We start from the raw sequence: 18,225 nt of genomic DNA, 5'->3' as shown, positions 1-18,225 counted from the left end.
GTGCCGGGCATGGCCGGGCCGCCGTCGCTCCAGCGGGCGAGCTGGGCCAGCTGCGGCTCGTCGACCAGGTGCAGCGCGCCGTAGCGTTGCTCGGGCGCGTGCAGCAACTGGCCCAGCACTGCCTCGAAGGCACCGGCCAGCCACTGCGCGGTGGCGGGTTCGAACAGTGCGCTGCTGTACTCCAGCCGGCCCTGCACGCCGTCCGCCCCGATGTAGAAATCCAGCGACAGGTCGAACTTGGCACCGCTGTCGTCGAACTCGAGAAAGCCGGCCTGCAAACCGTCCAGCGCCAGCGTGGCGGACTGCGCCATCTGCACGCCCAGCATCACCTGGAACAGCGGGCTGCGGCCCGGCTCGCGGCGCTCGCTGCGCTGCGCGGAAAGCAGCTCAAACGGCAGGTCGGCATGGGCCAGCGCGTCCAGCGCATCGGCGCGCACGCGGCGGCAGATGTCGCGCAGGCTGGCCGCGGGGCTGAGCCGCACGCGATGCACCAGCGTGTTGACGAAAAACCCCATCAGGCCTTGCAAGGCCTCGTCGTCACGGCCGGCATGCGGCACGCCAATCGCGAAGTCCTGCTGCCCGCTCCAGCGGCCCAGCAGCAGTTGCCAGGCGGTGAGCAGCACGACAAATGGCGTGCAGCGCTCGGCGCGGCAGAAGTCGCGCAGCGCCAGGCACAGCGGCGTGGGCAATGCAAAGCCCAGCGCGCGGCCTTCGAAGCGCGGCAAGGCGGGGCGTGCGTGGTCGGTGGGCAGCGCCAGCGCCGGCACTTCGGGGCCGAGGTAGGCGTTCCAGTGCGCCAGCCGCGCGGCCAGCGCTTCGCCTTGCAGGGCTTCGCGTTGCTGCGTGGCGTATGCCGCGTACTGCAGCGGCAGCGGCGGCAATGCCACAGCGCCAGGCTGCTGGCGGGCCTGCCGGTAAGCCTCGGCCAGGTCCGTGGCCAGCACAGGGTTGGAGCCGGCGTCCGAGGCAATGTGGTGCAGGCAGACGACCAGCACATGGCGGGTCTCGTGCAGCTGGACCAGCCGCGCCTGCATCACCGGCGCCTGGGCCAGGTCGAAGACGTGCAGTGCCAGCTCGCCCACCGAAGCCTGCAGCGCGGCCTGCTGCGCCGCGCCGGCCAGCGCACACAAGTCCTGCCGCTGCAGCGTGAAGGCCAGCGAGGGCTGCACCCATTGCAGCACCCGGCCGCCATGCTCGGCAAAGCGGGTGCGCAGCACCGCATGCCGGTCGACCACGGCCTGGAAGGCACGGGCCAGCGCATCGGCGTCCAGCACACCGTCCAGCGTGAAGACGCGCGGCAGGTTGTAGGCCGTCTGCCCCGGCGCGAGCTGCTGCAGCAGCCACAGCTGCTGCTGGCCAAAGGACAAGGGATGGGCGTGGGGCGGCAGGGTCATGTCGGAGGCACTTGGGGTGGGAACTCAGGCGGGCTGCAGGGCCTGGGCGCGTTGCAGCAGCGCTGCGGCGTCTTCACGCGCCTGCAGCGCGGCGGCCAGCGCGGCGGCGCTCGGGTGGTCGAAGACCCAGGCCGGCGGCACTTCCACCGCAAGCTGCTTGCGCAGGCGGGCCACCAGGCGGATCACCAGCAGCGAGTGCCCGCCGTGGTCGAAGAAATCGTCTTCCACGCCAAGCGCACCGCGGCCCAGCAGCTCGCCCATGCCGGCGGCCAGCAAGGCCTCGACGGCATCGCGCGGCGCACGCTGCGGCGCGGCAGGCGCGGCTTCGGGTTGGCGCGCCATCGCGGCCAGCGCCTGGCGGTCCAGCTTGCCGTTGGCCAGGCGCGGCAGCGTGGCCAGCAGGTGGCACTGGGCCGGCAACAGTGGTGCGGGCAACGCGGTGGCCAGCGCCTCGCGCAGGCTGTTGGCGGTGACACCGGCTTCAGCGACCACAAAGGCAGCCAGCACGGTCTGGCCCGTGGCGTCGGCCAGGCCCAGCACGGCGGCCTGGCGCACACCGGCTTGCGCGCGCAACGCGGCTTCGGTCTCGCCCGGCTCCACCCGGAAGCCGCGGATCTTCAGCTGGTCGTCGGCCCGGCCAAGCAGGCGCAGGCCACCTTCGGGCAGCAGGCAGGCCAGGTCGCCGCTGCGGTAGAGGCGCTGGCCGGGCTGAAGCGGATCAGTGATGAACACGCTGTCAGGCCCGTCCAGCAGGTTCAGCTCGGGGCGGTTCAGGTAACCATCGCAAAGCTGCGCGCCGCCGATGAACAGCTCGCCGACCACACCGATGGGCACCGGCCGGCGCTGGCGGTCCAGCACACGCACGACGCTGCCGGCCAGCACCTGGCTCAGCGGCAGGCGCTCGGGCCATGGCGCGCCGGGCAGGCAGGCATGCACCATCACGCCGACGGTCGCCTCGGTCGGCCCGTAGTGGTTGGCAACCCGCGTGGCCGGCGCGAGTGCGGCGATGCGTGCCAGCAGCGCACGCGGCGCCGGCTCACCACCGAGCACGATGCGCGCCGGCAGCAGTGGCTGCTCGCCTTCCAGCAGGGCCTGCAGGTGCGAAGGTACGATCTTCAGCGCGGTGATGCGGCCGGCATCAAGGAAACGCGCGAAGTGCGCGGCGTCCTGCATCTGCTCTGGCGTTGCGATGACCAGGCAGCCGCCGTGGCACAAGGCGCCAAACAGCGCGGTGTTTCCCAGGTCAGCCGCGACCGTGCCGGTGAGTGCCCAGCGCTGCGGGCCGGCCAGGTCCAGCGCCTGCGCCACGCCGGCCACGTAATGCCGCAAGGCGCCGTGCGAAATCGTCACGCCCTTGGGCCGGCCGGTGGAGCCGGAGGTGTAGAGCACGTAGGCCAGGTCTTGCGGCTGCCGTTGTGAATGACAGGCCGGCGGCAATGCGACAGCGGATTCAGGGGTGGCGATCAGCGCGGCCCAGCTCGTCACCGGACAGGCCGCATCGGGCTGCGGCGTGTCGCTGACCAGCAGCGCAGGCCGGGCCTCTGCCAGCACCGCGGCGTGGCGCGCGGCCGGCCATTCCGGGTCCAGCGGCAGGTAGGCGGCGCCGGCTTGCCAGGCGGCCAGCATCGCGATGAGCAAGGCCGGCGAACGTGGCAGGGCCAGCGCGACCAGGCGCGGCACGCCTGGCGCCGCGGCCGACATGGTTTGCGCCATTGCCAACGCGGCCTGCCGCACCTGCGTGGCGAGTTCGACGTAGCTGAGTTGGCTGCCATCGGCCTCGATCGCGGGTGCGTTTGGCGTGTGCTCGGCCCAGTGCGCCCACAGTGCGTCCACACCCTGCGTGCAAGGCGCGGCGGGCGGGCCTTGCAGCGCGGCGTGGGCCTGTTGATCCGCCACGCTCAGCGGGTTCAGCTCGGCCAGCGCTGTGGCCGGCTGAGAGAGCAAGGCAGCGATCCAGGCCTGGCATTGCGCCAGCAGCACTTGCGCGTCGCAAGCCGCCTGCGCCCGCACCGTCAACTGCACAGCTGCTGGCGACCACAGCACCTGCAGGCCCAGCGTGCTGCCGGGCCAGTTGCCCTGCAGCGCCTGCACATGCCAACCGCCAGCCAGGGCCGACAGCGTGTGGCCGGCAAAGCCCGCGGCGAGGTGCACCTGCGAGGGCGGCGCCTGCACCGGCCAGTATTCCTGCGCCGCGAGGTGGGCGGCAGCGGCGGCCTGCCAGCGCGGCAGCCAACTGGCAAAGGACTCGTCTGCCCTCGCGTCCAGCCGCAGCGGCAGCGGCTTGTCGAACAGGCCGACGGCCCCCTGCATCACGTCGTAGTCTTCGCGGCAGTCGTGCTGCCAGTGCGCCAGCCGCGGCTCGAAGCCTGCCAGCCGCAGCAGCAGCGACCACCAGGCAGCCTGCAGCCAGTCGCAGGGCGACAGGCCGGCCGACCCGGCAGCGGCGGTGATGGCGTCAGATTGCGTGGCGCTCAGCGTGGCCACCGCGGTGTGTTCGGCCCAGGCATCGCCGCGCTGGGCCGGATTCGCTGCGGGCCAGGTTTCGGTGCCGGCCATCGCCTGCTGCCAATACGCGCGGCCGCTCGCGGCGTCTTCGCCCTCGGCCAGCGCCTGCCGCCACTCGGCATAGGCGGGGTATTGGAACAGGCTGTCGGCTTGCGGCGCGGGCACACCGGCGCAAACATCCGCCAGCTGCTGCGCCAGCGCCAGCAGGCTGCCGGCATCGGCCCACAGCGGGTGCGCGGCCAGCAGCAGCCGGCCTGCGGCCAAGCTCACGCGCAGGCCTTCGCCGGGCTGCGCTGCGGGCTGCAGCAGCGCAGGCAGGTCCACCTGCTGCAGGCGTGGCAGGGCGGACAGCGCGCATTGCGCATGCGCCGGCCACAGCGCTGCCAGCGCGGCCTGCAGCGCGTCAGCGTGCAGCGTGGCGGGCACCTCCAGTTGCAGCACGCGCCAGGGCAAGGGGGCGTCGGCAGTCAAGGCCTGCAGCGCGGCGCGCATCGCGCGCTGCTCGGGGCTGGGTGCGGCTTCGGCGGGCCAGGCGGCCAGGTGGTGAGCTGCCATGGTTCAGTCCTCCACCTTCGCCGACGCCAGTGGCGCCAGCGCTGTGCGCTCGAACATCGCGCCCATCGCGACGACGATCTTGCGCGGGCCCTGGTACGGGTCGCGTGCGTGGGCGGCCAGCATGTTGTCCAGCATCACCACGTCGCCCTGGCGCCAGTCGAAGCGCACTGCGCAGGCCTCGTAGGCCTGGCCGATGATGGCCATGGTCGCGTCCGGGATGGGCGAGCCGTCACCGAAACAGACCTGGCGCGGCATGCGCGCTGCGCCCACCGCCTCCAGCAGGTCCGCGCGCACCTCGGGCGCCAGGCAGCTGGTGTGGTGCAGCTGCACCTGGTTGAAGAAAACGCGCTCGCCGGTCACCGGGTGCACGATGACCGCCGGGCCGCGGCTGCGGGTCTGCAGCGTGTCCTCGCCCAGCCAGCGCCAGGCGATGCCGCCAGCCGCCAGCCGCGCCTCGACGGCCGCGCGGTCGTCGGTCTTGAAGAACTCGCGCCAGGGCACGTCCAGGCCTGGCACGAAGGTGCGCACGTACAGCAGCTCGCGCCGCTCGAACTCGGCCACCAGCTCGGCCGGCAAGCGGCGCAGCATCTCGCGCCCGTCGACGATGGGCGTGGCGCCGCCGACCGGCGATGGCAGCTCGCAGAAGAACCACTGCTTGCGCGGCCAGCGCTCCAGGTGCGCGCTCTCGTTGTGGAAGAGGATCATCTCGTCCTCGGGATACGGCGTGGAGCGGTAGGTGTTGCGCCCGCCCTCCTTCTTCGGCAGGTCGCCATAGCTGCCGTAGAGCTGCGGCTCGATGGCCTCGGCGAAGCACTCGAAGTCCTGCGGCGTGTGCAGGCCGGTGTTGCGGAACAGCAGGCCACCGTGGCGCGCCAGCAAGGCCTCGACCTCATCCGCATGGCCGCGCGCCCAGGCGGCGAGGTCCAGGCCCGGCTGCTGCGCCTGCAGCACCAGCGGGAAGTTGCGGCCGGGCTGCAGCGGGCGGGCCTGCAATGCACCGCCGACCAGCTGGACCGGCGCTGCGGCGCGCGGGCCTTTCAGCGCCTGCAGCGCGGCGAGCTTGGCGGAGGTGTCGAGCTTGCGCGGCGGCGTGGCGGTCAACGAAGAAGGGTCAGCGGTCATGGGCAGACGTTCCGGAGAAGGCAGCAAGGTGTGCAGCGGCTGGCCGGGCTGCTGCACGATGGCCTGCAGCAACTGCTGCCAGGCCTGGGCATGGCGGGCCACGGTTTCGCGCCGGTACAGCGCGGTGGCGTAGACCCAGTCGACCAGCAGCGCGCCGCCGTCCTGGCGCACGAACACGGCGAGGTCGAACTTGGATTCGTTGAGCTGCTGCGGCAGCACCTCGATGCGCGCGCCCGGCAGCTCGAAGCGCACCTCGGGCGTGTTCTGCAGCACGAACAGCATCTGCACCAGCGGGTTGCGGTCGCGCGGGCGCGGCACCCCGGCCAGCTCGACGATCTCGTCGAACGGTGTGAGCTGGTGGTCCAGCGCCTGCAGCGCCGCACGCTGGCTGGCTTGCAGCCAGTCGGTGAACGAGGGCCAGGCTTCATTGCCGGTGGCGGCGGGCAGCCGCGAACGCAGCGGCACCACGTTGACGAAAAAGCCGATCAGCGGCTCCAGGTCCGGGTGCCGGCGGCCGGCCACATCGGTGCCGATCACCAGGTCGTCCTGGCCGCACAGGCGATGCGTGAGCGCAAGGAAGGCGGCCAGCAGCACCTGGAACAGCGAGGCCTCGTGGGCGCGGGCGAGGCGCTGCAGGCCGTCGGTCAACTCGGCGTCCAGGCAGGTGGACACCGCGGCGCCGACCTGCGAGGCGCGGGCGGGCCTTGCGTGGTCCGCCGGCAAGGCGCTGAGCGCGGGCGCACCGGCCAGCTGGCCGCGCCAGAACCGCGCGCTGGCCTGGCCTTCGGGTGCGGCCAGGCTGGTGGCGTACCAGGCGGCGTAGTCCAGGTACTGCACCGCGAGCGGCGGCTGCGCGAGCGGCCGATGCGCCAGCAGCGCTGCGTAGTTCTGGCCGAGTTCCTGCGCGAAGACGGCGATGGACCAGCCGTCGAACACGATGTGGTGCACCGAGAGCATCAGCACGTGATGCTGAGGCGCCAGGCGCACCAGCGCGGCCTGCATCAGCGGCCCGCGGTCAAGCGAAAACGGTTCTCGGATGAAGGCATCGAAGCCGGCCTGGAAACGCGCGTCGCGCTCGGCCTCGGACAGCGGCGACAGGTCGGTCGAGGGCAAGGGGATCTGCAGCGCCGCTTGCACCTGGGCCACCGGTGCGCCGTCGCCGTCTTCGGTGAAAACCGTGCGCAGCGTTTCGTGGCGCGCGACGATGGCGTTGATGGCCTGGGCCAGCACGACGGGCTCCAGCGCGCCATGCCAGGCCAGTGCGGCCGACATGTTGTAGGCGGCGCGGCCCAGCGCATCGTCCGCGCTGCCGAGGCGGTCCACCAGCCACAGCCGGCGCTGCATCGGCGACAGCGGCAGGGCAGCATCGCGCGGCACCGGCGGGATGAGCTGGCTGGCCGCAGGCTCGGCCCGCTGCACGCCCATGTGGGTGGCCAATGCGGCAATGGTGGGCGCCTTGAAGAACTCGCTGGGGTGCAGTGCCAGGCCGTGGCTTTTGCGCAGGCGGGACAGCAGCTGGATCGCGACCAGCGAGTCCCCGCCCAGCTCGAAGAAGTTGTCGTGCAGGCCAATGGGCGCCAGGCCCAGGCGCTCGGACCAGGCCGCTGCCAACACCTGCTCCAGCGCGCTGGCCGGGGCGACAAAAGGCGTGGCCAGGGCCGGGCGGGCGTGGCGTTCGGCAGCGGGCGCTGTGGCCGACGCATCAGTCTCGTCCAGCCCTTCAAGCAGGCTGCTGTCCAGCGGGCCGAGGCGGCGCGAGAGGTCAGTGGTGGCAATGACGACTTGCGGCACGGACGGGCCGTTGACGATGCGCTCGAAGGCCCGCGCGCCTTCCGGGCCGCTCATGCCCAGGCCTTCGGGCAGCACCAGCCCGCGGGCCATGCCCAGGTCGCGCCAGGCATCCCAGTTGACCGAGATCACCGGGTAGCCGCCTTCCCGGTGGCGCGCGGTGGCCAAGGCGTCCAGGTAGAGGTTGGCCGCGGCGTAGTCGCTCATGCCCAGGCCGCCGGCCAGGCTGGCGATGGAGGAGCAGAGCAGCACGAAGTCCGGTGCCTGGCCTGCAGGCGCGTCGTCCAGCGCGGCCAGCAGCGCGCGGCTGCCCAGGCGCTTGGCCGCCCACACCGCCTGGGCCTGGGCCAGGCTGCGGTGGGCGATCATGCCGCCGCCGGCATCGCCGGCCGCGTGCACCACGCCATGCAGCGCGCCGAAGTGCTGGCGCGCCTGCGCGATGGCCTGGCGCACGGCGGCAGCGTCGGCCACGTCCACCGCCAGCGTCAGCACCTGCGCGCCTGCGGCCTCCAGGGCCAGCAGCGCGGCCAGGCGCTCGCGCAAAGGCGCGGGCTGGGCAGGGTCCGCGGCGATGGCGGGCCACTGCGCATGCGGCGGCAGCGCGCTGCGGCCCAGCAGCACCAGCCTGGCCTGCCAGTGTTGCGCCAGGTGTTGCGCCAGCGCCAGGCCCACGCCCCCCAGGCCACCGGTGATCAGGTAGACGCCTTGCCGGCGCAGGCGCGGGCTGGCGGCCGGCGTGAGCACCAGCGGTGCCCAGGTCTTGTGCCAGCGATGCGGGCCGCGCAGCGCCAGCGGCGAGGCCGTGTCGGCAGACAGCGCTTCGGCCAGCACGGCGGCGGCAAGCTGGCGCTCGGCGGCGCTTTCGGGCGCGGGCGGCAGCAGGTCCAGCACGCGCACCTGCAGGCCTGGCGATTCCTGGCCCATGACCTTGGCCAGGCCTTGCAGCATGCTGCGCTCGGGCCACAAGGGCTCGCTGCCGGTGAGGTCCTCCATGCCCTGGCCCACCAGCGTCAACGCCAATCGGCGCGACGCACCTGGCTCGGCCGCGTCCAGTGCCTGGGCCAGTGCCAGCAGGCCGGCGTAGTGTTGGGCCAGCCAGCCGTCCTCGCCGCCTTCAGGGAGGGTCCCCAGGCTGGCGAGGTGCAACACCTGGCCGGCAGGGCCGTGCGTGGCGATGGCTTCCGTCAACAACCGGGCCAGGGCCTCGTGGCTGTCGAAAGGCAAGATCCATTGCTGCGGGCCGTGGCGCTGGAAGCTGGCGCCGGGTTGCGCCCACAGCGCTACCCTGCCCTGTTGCCGCGCCTGTTCGAACACGGCAGTGGCCATGCTGCAGTGCAGTTTACCGAGCACCAGCACCCAGTCGACCGGCCGCGCGCCATCGGGCCGCGGCAGGCGGGACCAGGCGGGCGCATGGCAGACTTCGGCGGGCGCAGCGGCGGTGGCGCCGCTAGAGCGCTCGACCCAATGGCGGCGGCGCTGGAAGGCGTAGCCGGGCAGCGGCACGCGGCGGCGGCTGTGGCCCGCGTGATGCGCCTGCCAGTCGATCGCCACGCCGGCTGTCCACAGCGTGGCCAGGGCTTGCGCCAGTTGCTGCGCATGGCGCTCGGGCTGCTGGGCGCGGGCCTGGCTGGCGACGATGGCAGCAGCACTTTCGGCTTGCGCATGCTGGCGCGCCAGCGCGGCCAGTGTTTCGCCGGGGCCGACTTCCAGCAGCACACGGCCCGGCACGCGCAGTGCCTCATTCAGCCCGTCGGCAAAGCGCACCGTGCCACGCAGATGCGCTGCCCAATACGCCGGGTCCTGCGCCTGTTCCGCGGTGATCGCCTGGCCGGTGACGTTCGAGATGAACGGCCAGCGCGGCGCCTGGCGCGGCACGGCTGCGACCAGCGCCTGCAGCGCCGGCAGCAGCGGCTCTGTCATGGCGGAATGCGAGGCGACCGACACATGCAGGCGGCGCGGCGAATGGCCCAGCGCCAGCAGCCGCTGCTCCAGCCTGGCCACGGCAACCTCCGGCCCGGAGAACACGCACACCTGCTCGGCATTGACCGCCGCCAGGTCGCAGCCACTGTCCTGCAGCAGCGGGGCCAGCGCCTCGGGCGCGAGCGTGACGGCGCTCATCGCCCCGGCGGGCAGGCTGTGCAGCAGGCGGCCACGGGCGGCCACCAGGCGCAGCGCGTCGTCGCGCGTGAACACCCCCGCGACGCAGGCGGCCACGTATTCGCCCAGGCTGTGGCCCAGCATCGCGGCCGGCCGCACACCGCGGCGCAGCCACCACTGGGCGAGTGCATGGTCGATGACAAACAGCGCCGGCTGGGCGATGTCCATGCGCGCCAGCAGCCGGTTGGCCTCGGCCTCGTGGCCGGGCGCGGGGAACAGCAGCGTGCGCAGGTCCAGCCCCAGCTCGGGCTGCAGCAGCGCGCAGCAGGCGTCGATCTCGGCGCGAAAGCCCGCGTCTGCCTGGTACAGCGCCTGGCCCATGCCGGCATGCTGGGTGCCGCCGCCGGGGAACAGGAAGACGACCTCGGGCGGCTGCTCGCCGGCGGTGCGGACTTCGACCTGCGGCGCGGCCCAACCGGCCGCCGCCTGCGCCAGCTCGCGCGCCACCACCGCGCCACGCTGCGCAAACGCCCGCCGGCCGGTCTGCAGCGTGAAGGCCACGTCGGCCAGCGCCAGGCCTGGTATTTGCTGCAGCTCGGTGGCGAGCCGTAGGCCGGCCTGGCGAACGGCCGTGGCGCTCTGTGCGGACAGAGGCAGCACCTGCCACGCGCCGCCGTCTGGCTCGATCATGACGGCCGGCGCTTCTTCGAGCACCACGTGCGCATTGGTGCCACCAATGCCAAACGAGCTGACGCCTGCGCGGCGCGGCGTGTCGCCGGCCGGCCAGGGCCTGGCCTGGGTGTTGACGTAGAACGGGCTGCGCGCGAAATCGATGCGCGGATTGGGCTGCGTGAAATGCAGGCTGGGCGGCAGCGTGGCGTGCTGCAGCGCCAGCGCCGCGCGGATCAGCCCGGCCACGCCGGCGGCAGCATCCAGGTGGCCGATCTGGGTCTTGGCCGAGCCGAGGGCGCAGAAGCCGCTGTCGGCGGTGCCCACGCGGAAAGCCTCGGTCAGCGCGGCGACTTCGATCGGGTCGCCCAGCACGGTGCCGGTGCCGTGGGCCTCGACATAACCGATGCTGCGCGGCGAGACACCCGCCAGTGCCAGCGCGGCCTGGATCACCGCGGACTGGCCGGCAATGCTGGGCGCGGTGAAGCCGATCTTGTCGGCGCCGTCGTTGTTGACGGCCGTGGCCTTGATGACGGCGTGCACCGTGTCGCCGTCACGCAGTGCTTCGTCCAGGCGCTTCAACACGACGATGCCGGCGCCGCTGCCGATCACGGTGCCGGCGGCCTGCGCGTCGAAGGCGCGGCAGTGCCCGTCGGGCGACAGGATGGCGCCGGGCTGGTGCTGGTAGCCACCTTCGGCCAGCAGGTTCAGCCACACGCCGCCGGCGAGCGCCATGTCGCACTCCTGGCTCAGCAGCGCCTGGCAGGCCATGTGCACGGCCACCAGCGAGGTGGAGCATTCGGTCTGCACGCTGACGGCCGGGCCGCGCAGGTCCAGCTTGTAGGCCACGCGGGTGCACAGCGAGCCGGAGGAGTTGCCGCTCATCAGGCCCAGCAGGTCCGAGATGCCGGCGCCCGGGGCCAGGCCGGCGCCCGGCAGCAGGTGCTGCATCAGGTACAGGTTTGGGCCTTCGCCGGCATAGACGCCCACCGAAGCGGCACGCGCCTCGCCATGGTGGCCGGCGTGCTCCAGCGCTTCCCAGGCGCATTCGAGGAACAGGCGCTGCTGCGGGTCCAGCTGCGCGGCCTCGCGTGGCGAGTAGCCGAACAGCGCAGCGTCGAACTGGTCCAGGCCGGGCAGTGGCAGGCCAGCCTTGACGAAGTCGGCATCGGCCAGCTGCGCTTCGCTGACACCTTGCGCACGCAGCGTGGCGTCGCTCAAGGGCGTGAGCGCCTCGGCACCGTCACGGATCAGGCGCCAGTAGCTGGCCAGGTCCGGCGCGCCGGGGAAGCGGCCGGCCATGCCGATGATCGCGATGTCGGTGCCGGCCACGTCGGCGTCGTGCAAAAGGGAAGCGGAGGCGCTGTTCATCACGGGGTCCTGGGTCTGGCCGCCTGGCGTTGGCGCTGCGCGGCGCGTTGGCGCTGCGCGCGGGCCTGTGGGTCGTCGGCGACGGGCACGGGGCTGGCCGCCATCGCGTCGGGCTCGCCGAGGTGGCGCGCCAGCGCGGCCACGGTGGGATGGCTGAACAGCGCCATCAGCGTGAGGGCCGGCGCCAGACGCTGGGTCAACTGGCCGTGCAGGCGCATCAGCAGCAAGGAGTTGCCGCCGAGGTCGAAGAAGTTGTCGTGCAGGCCGACACGCGCCAGGCCCAGCACCTCGGCCCAGGCCGCCGCCAGGGCTTGCTGCAGCTCGCCTTGCGGCAGCGCCACGTCTTCCGACTGCGGGCGCGCAGGCAGGCGCAGCTCGGCCAGCACGCGCCGGTCGCGCTTGCCGCCGGCCGTCAGCGGCAGCTGTGGCAGCACCGCCAGCAGGCTGGGCACCATGGGTTCGGGCAGTTGCGCTCGCAACGCCTGGCGCAGCGTGTCGGCCGCCAGCGTGGCACCGGCCGCCGGCACCACGGCGGCAACCAGCACCGGCCCCTGCGGGCCTGCCTGCAGACCCGCGAGCGCCTCGCGCACACCGGGCAGCGCACACAGCGCCGCCTCGACTTCGCCGAGCTCGATGCGCCAGCCGCGCAGCTTGACCTGGTCGTCCACGCGGCCCAGGCACAGCAGCTGGCCGTCCGGTCGCAGGCAGGCGCGGTCGCCGGTGCGGTAGAGCCGGCCGCCGGCGGCGTCGAATGGATTGGCGACAAAGCGCTCGGCACTCAGCGCGGCGCGGCCGAGGTAGCCCCGCGCAAGGATCTCGCCGCCGAGGTAGAGCTCGCCGGGCACGCCGGGCGGCAGCGGCTGCAGGCTGTCGCCCAGCACCCAGGCCTGGCGCGCACCGACGGGGGTGCCGATTGGCAAGCCACGCGTCGCATCGTCGGCCGCCTCGTTGAAGTCCGTCGGCGCAAGCCATGCGGTCGGCGTGATGACGGCTTCGGTCGGGCCGTAGGCGTTGAGCACCCGCTGTGGCCGCAGCACTCGACGGGCCAGCGCCAGGTCTTGCGCGGTCCAGGCCTCGCCGCCGCACAGCAGCAGGCGCAGCGGTGGCGCGGCCAGCGGCGTCGGCTGGTCCTGCAGCAACTGGCGCAGGTAGGCCGGCGGCAGGTCGGCCACCGTGATGGCGTGGCGCGTGCACAGCGCCGCCAGGTCATCGGCCTGCGAGGGCCACTCAGGCGGGCAGACCAGGCGCGTGCCGGCCCACAGCGGCATCAGCCACTGCTCGATGGCCGCGTCCACATGCGAGGGCGCGAACTGCAGGCAGACGTCTTCGGCGGTGAGGCCGCAACGTGCGGCCATCGCGGCCAGGTGCAAAGCCAGCGCGCCGTGGCTCACGGCGACCGCCTTGGGCTTGCCGGTGGTGCCGGAGGTGTAGAGCAGGTAGGCCAGTTGCGCGGGGTGCAGGGCTGGCATGACTGCGGCAGGCGGGCTGGACTCAACAGGTGTGTCCAGGCAAAGCAGTCGCGTGCCGGGCAATGCCAGCGGCTGCAGGCCGGGCGCCAGCGCGGCCTCGGTCAACAGCCAGCGAGCAGCGCTGTCCTGCAGCAGCTCGGCCTGGCGCGCGGCCGGCAGCGTGGGCTCCAGCGGCAGGTAGACACCGCCGGCCTGCAGCACCGCGAGCAGTGCGACGACCTGCCAAGGCGAGCGCGACAGCGCCACAGCCACCGGGGCCTCGCGCGGCAGGCCCAAGGCCCGCAACTGGCCGGCCAGGCGGTCGACCCGGCGCTGCAGTTCGGCATAGGTGACAGGCTCACCGGCCTCGCTGTGCCAGGCCGCGGCTTCGGGCTGCTGGCGGGCGCGCTGGGCGATGGCGGCGGGCACCAGCAGGTCGGCAGCGGCGGCCGTCTGTTGCACGATGGTCGGCGAGACGGTGGCGTCGGCCAGGCGGCGATCGGAAGCGCCCAGCGCGGCATCCAGCAACTCGTCGATGAGCCGCAGGTAGCGCGCGGCCCAGCCGGCGACGGTGGCCGGCTCGAAAAGATCGGCCGCATGGTGGAACTCGAGCTGCCAGCCACCTTCGGCGGTTTCGTTCACGTCCAGGCTCAGCTCGAAGGCGGCTGCCAGGTCCGGCAGGCGGCTGGCCTGCACGGTGAGGCCGGCGAAGCCCGGTTGCGGCAGCGCGGGCTGCAGGTTGAACATGACCTGGAACAGGGGGCTGTGGGCCGGGTCGCGCTGCGGCTGCAGGGCTTGCACCAGCGCTTCGAACGGCAGGGCCTGGTGCGCCAGCGCGCCCAGCGATGCCGCCCTCACCCGCTCCAGCAGCTGCGCCACGCGCAGGCCGCCATGCAGCTCGGTGCGCAGCACGACGGTGTTGACGAACATGCCGATGGGCGCTTCGAGGGCAGGCTGCGGCCGGTTCGCCACCGGCACGCCAACGCGCAGGTCCTGCAGGCCGGTGTGTTCGTGCAGCAGCCACTGGTAGGCGGCCAGCAGCAGCATGAAGGGCGTGAAGCGACCGACCTGGGCTGCAGCGCGCAGGCGCTCTGCCTGCACCGCGGGCAGCGGCAAGGCATGGCAGGCCGAGCGCAGTGGCGCGCCGGGGCGGCGCGCGTGGTCGGCCGGCAGGCGCAGCAGCGGCTGCTCGTCGCCCAGCTGTTCGCGCCACCAGGCGAGCTGGCGCGCAGCTTCGGGGCCGGCCAGCCAGTCGCGCTGCCACACGGCATGGTCGGCCACCTGCAGCGGCAGCGCTGGCAAGTTGGCGCTGGCCTGGCCCTGGACCGTTGCGCTGTAGTGATGCGCAAGCTCGGCCAGCAGCACGGCCATGGACGCACCGTCGGCCGCGACGTGGTGCAGCACCAGCGCCAACGTGTGGCGGTCGGCCGCATGGCGGATCAAGGCCACGCGCCACAGCGGGCCGCGGGCCAGGTCAAAGGGCTGGCGGTGCAGCGCTTCGATGGCCTGCGCGGCTGCCTCTGGTGGCTGGCCGGCGAGGTCGATCAGCGGCAGGCTCAGCGCCTGAGCCGCTTGGATGCGCTGCAGGCCGGCTGCGGAGTCGAAGACCGTGCGCAAGGCTTCGTGGCGCTGGGCCAGCGCGTTCAGCGCGGTTTGCAGGGCGGTTGCCTGCAGCATGCCGTCCAGCCTGAGCGTGCCACCCAGGTGATAGGCCGGGCTGGCCGGGTCCAGCTGCCAAAGGAAACATTGGCGCGCCTGGGCCGGCGACAGCGGCAGCGGCCCTTCCCGCAGCGCGGCGGGCAAAGTGGCGATGCGCTGCAGCGCGTGCTGCACGCCACCGGCCTGCAGCCGGGCGATCTCGGCCGCCTGCCCGGCCAACACAGGGTGGGCGAACACGGCTTGCGGCGAAAACGCCAGCGACCAATGTTCGGCCACGCGGGCGGCGAGCTGGGCGGCCCGCACCGACTGGCCGCCGCAGCTGAAGAAATTCGATTCCCGTGAGACTGGGACGGGGGATTCGCCGCCAATGTTCAGCACTTGCCGCCACAGCCCGGCCAGCTCGGTTTCCACGCCGGGCAGCGGTGCCGTGCCAGCAGGCTGCGAGTCGTCGCCCCCACGCACGAAACGGCCGTGGGCATGGATGGCATAGGCATCGGCACTGCCGTCCTGCCAGGCCTGGCGGCAGGCGCTGCGCTGCAGCTTGCCGCTGGTGGTGCGAGGCAGGCCACCCGGATTCAGCAACAACAGCACCGCCGGCGCTTCGCCGCACTGGGCGCTGACGGCAGCCGCCAGCGCGGCGACCAGGGCTTGCGGTGGCACCAGCTTCTGCATGCCGCGCGAGACTTCGACCGCCAGGCCGATGCCCTCGCCTTCACCGTCCGCCAGCTCGACCGGGAAGGCCGCGACACGGCCCTTGCGCACCGCTTCCACTTCGGCTTCGACCGCGGCCTCGATGTCCTGCGGGTAGACGTTGTGCCCGCGCACGATGATCAGGTCCTTCAGCCGGCCGGCGAGGTAGAGCTGCCCGTCGTGCACAAAGCCCAGGTCGCCGGTGCGCAGCCAGCGCCGGCCGGCCTGCTGCACGAAGGTGGCCGCGGTGGCCTCCGGCCGGCCCCAGTAGCCCTGGGCGATGCTGGCGCCGCTGGCCCAGACCTCGCCCACCTGGCCAGGTGCAGCGGGCTCACCGGCGACGCCCTGAACGATCTGCAGCGTGTGTCCGGGCGCCACCGCGCCACAGGCCACCAGTTGCGGTCCTTGCGCTGCGGCGCGGGCATGGCCTTGCGCCAATGCATCGGCATCGAAGACGGGGGCGTGCAGGCCATCGCCGCGCCGGCCGCCGGTGAGCATCAGCGTGGCTTCGGCCAGGCCGTAGCAGGGGTAGATGGCCGCGGCGTCGAAACCCGCGGCGGCGAAGCGCTGGGCGAAACGCTGCATGGTGTCCGCGCGCACCGGCTCGGCGCCGGTGTAGGCCACGCGCCAGTGCGAAAGGTCCAGCGTGGCCAGCTGTGCGTCCTTCACGCGCTCCAGGCACAGGCGGTAGGCGAAGTCCGGCCCGCCACTGATGGTGATGCGGTGGCGGCCCATCATCTCCAGCCAGCGAATGGGACGCTCCAGGAAAAACGCGGGCGAGGCCAGCACGCAAGGGATGCCGCTGAAGAAGGGCTGCAGCAAGCCGCCGATCAAGCCCATGTCGTGGAACAGCGGCGACCAGACGAACATCGCGTCGCCAGGCACCACACCCATGCAGGCCTGGATCACCTGCTCGTTGGCCATCAGGTTGGCATGGCCGACCATCACGCCCTTGGGCGCGGCGGTGGAGCCCGAGGTGTACTGCAGGAAGGCCAGGTCATCGGGCGCGGGGCTGTGCGGGCGCCAGGCGTCGGCGGTGGCATGGTCCACGCTGTCGACCGCCACTGGCTGCAGCCCGCCCAGGGCGGCGCAGCCTGCCTGCAGCGCGGCCAGGGTCAGTACGCCGGCGGCCTGCGCGTCGGCCGCGATGCCGGCCAGGCGTGCCATGTGCTGCGGCCGGTGAGGTTCCGGCGGGAATACCGGCACCGCCACCATGCCGGCGTAGAAGCAGGCGAACATGGCGCAGGCGTAATGCTGGTCGTTGTCCAGCGCCACCAGCAGTCGCGCGCCGGGCGCAAACGAGGCTTGCAGACAGGCTGCCAGGGCGCGAACCCGGGCCTCGAACTGCCGGTAGCTGAAGGCCTGCTCGTGCACTGCACCTTGCGCATCGGCGGCGACCACGGTCAGCGCGGTGTCACCGGGCCGCGCCAGCGCGAGCTGACGCAGATGGTCGACGAGATTGGCGGCCGGCAAGGCGGTGAAGGTCATGCGGCGTCCTGCAGCATCAAGGGAAAGGAAGGCGATGCGGCAAGCGCAGCCACATGGCCGTGCGGCACCGGCAGCGGCCAGACCGACAGCGCCGGCCAGTGCGGCGGCAGTTCGAGTTCATAAGGCGCTGCGTGGGCCGGCACAGCCGGCACCGAGCAGGCACCCAGGTGCTCGCCAATGCCCAGGCCCATGGCCTTCAGCACGGCTTCCTTGGCTGCCCAGGTGGCAGGCAATGTGGGCCGGGCGACCGGGTCTTGCAGCCGCTCGCGTGGGGACAGCAGTTGCGGCGCGAGCTCGGTCCAGTCGGCCACTGCGTCACAGCATTCGATGTCCACACCCAGGCAGTCCACATGGCCAAGGGCGACCAGGGCATGGCGGCCGGCATGGGCGACGTTGAAGGCAGGCGTTGCCACACCTGCGCCTTGCAGCTGCGGCTTGCCATGCGGCCCGGCCTCGAAGCACAGGCTGCGCGGGTCGCGCCCGCAGGCATGTGCCAGCAGCCGGCGCAAGGCCGCTCGCGTGGCGGCAAAGCGCAGGCGGTCCGCATGGCACCAGAAGGCCTGGGCGCGGCGACGTTCGCCGTCGTCCAGCAGCTGCCAGTCCGCTTCGGCCAGCGGCGCCTGCAGGTCCAGCGTCAGCAGGTGCACCTGCACGTCGCGCTGCAGCGGCTCAGGCAAAGGCAGGCGTTGCATGGTCGGCGCCTGGCGCGCAGCGAGCCAGCGAACGGGTGAGGCAGGCCAGCGTTTGCGCTTCCTGCTGGCGAATGAAGAAGTGCCCACCGTCGAACCAGTCCACGCTGGCCGGGCCGGTGCTGACCTGCCGCCAGGCTTGGACCGCGTCGGCGCTGATGTCGTCCTGCCGGCCGGCCAGCACCTGCAGCGGCAATGACAGGCACGGCAAGGGCTGCGCTGCCTGCTGCAGTGCCAGCTCGAAGCTCTGGCAGACGGCGTAGTCGGCCGCCAGCACGTCCAATGTCATGCGCCGCAGTTCGGCATGGGCGAAGACTTCTTCGGGCGTGCCGCCCTGCCGGCGCAGGTCGGCCATCAGCGCTTCGTCGCCCTGCAGGTTTTGGAAGCGCGCCGGGTCGCGCGCGCCGGGCGCCGGGCTGGCGGAGACGACCAGCGCCAGCGGCATCGGCGCGCCGGCGTGCTGCTGGCGCAAGGCCATGCCGTAAGCCAGCAGCGCACCCATGCTGTGGCCCAGCAGCACGTAGCGGCCGCGCATGGCGGCCTGCTGCTCGGCGCAGAGCTGCGCCACCAGCGTTTCGAAATCGGTGGCAGCGGACTCGTCCAGGCGAGAACCGCGCCCGGGCAGTTCCACCGGCTGCACGCGCAGCCAGGGCGGCAGCTGGCGGCGCCAGCGCAGGTACATGGTGGCGCTGGCGCCTGCGCAAGGCAGGCACAGCAGGTCAACGCCGGAAGCCGGCATGGCGGGCATGC

The 18,225-nt window shown here is 72.7% G+C and carries 5 protein-coding genes and 1 pseudogene; all 6 read right to left on the bottom strand.

Going from position 1 to position 18,225, the window contains the following annotated elements:
• Window positions 1–50: 50 nt before the first annotated feature.
• Window positions 51–1,394, bottom strand: a pseudogene (locus LRH25_RS33350) (condensation domain-containing protein); the annotation flags it as partial.
• Window positions 1,395–1,418: 24 nt separating this feature from the next.
• Window positions 1,419–4,454, bottom strand: a complete 3,036-nt coding sequence (locus LRH25_RS27095; RefSeq protein ID WP_231012879.1) for a non-ribosomal peptide synthetase — start codon at window positions 4,452–4,454, stop codon at window positions 1,419–1,421.
• Window positions 4,455–4,457: 3 nt separating this feature from the next.
• A complete protein-coding gene (locus LRH25_RS27090) occupies window positions 4,458–11,501 on the bottom strand; it encodes a type I polyketide synthase (protein ID WP_231012878.1) in 7,044 nt (2,347 codons plus the stop codon).
• Window positions 11,501–16,786, bottom strand: a complete 5,286-nt coding sequence (locus LRH25_RS27085) for a non-ribosomal peptide synthetase (protein ID WP_231012877.1) — start codon at window positions 16,784–16,786, stop codon at window positions 11,501–11,503. Before LRH25_RS27085 ends, LRH25_RS27090 begins: the two co-directional genes overlap by 1 nt.
• Window positions 16,783–17,478, bottom strand: a complete 696-nt coding sequence (locus tag LRH25_RS27080) for a 4'-phosphopantetheinyl transferase family protein (protein ID WP_231012876.1) — start codon at window positions 17,476–17,478, stop codon at window positions 16,783–16,785. The genes LRH25_RS27085 and LRH25_RS27080 overlap by 4 nt, the downstream gene beginning before the upstream one ends.
• Window positions 17,456–18,223: a thioesterase II family protein gene (locus LRH25_RS27075; protein ID WP_375142190.1), complete on the bottom strand. Its 768-nt coding sequence runs from the start codon at window positions 18,221–18,223 to the stop codon at window positions 17,456–17,458. The genes LRH25_RS27080 and LRH25_RS27075 overlap by 23 nt, the downstream gene beginning before the upstream one ends.
• Between the last annotated feature and the right edge of the window lie 2 nt (window positions 18,224–18,225).

Origin of the sequence: Ideonella azotifigens (assembly GCF_021043325.1) — a bacterium.
GTDB lineage: Bacteria > Pseudomonadota > Gammaproteobacteria > Burkholderiales > Burkholderiaceae_C > Ideonella > Ideonella azotifigens.
The sequence above is the reverse complement of the archived record's forward strand: the minus strand, read 5'-3'. Positions and strand labels throughout refer to the sequence as shown.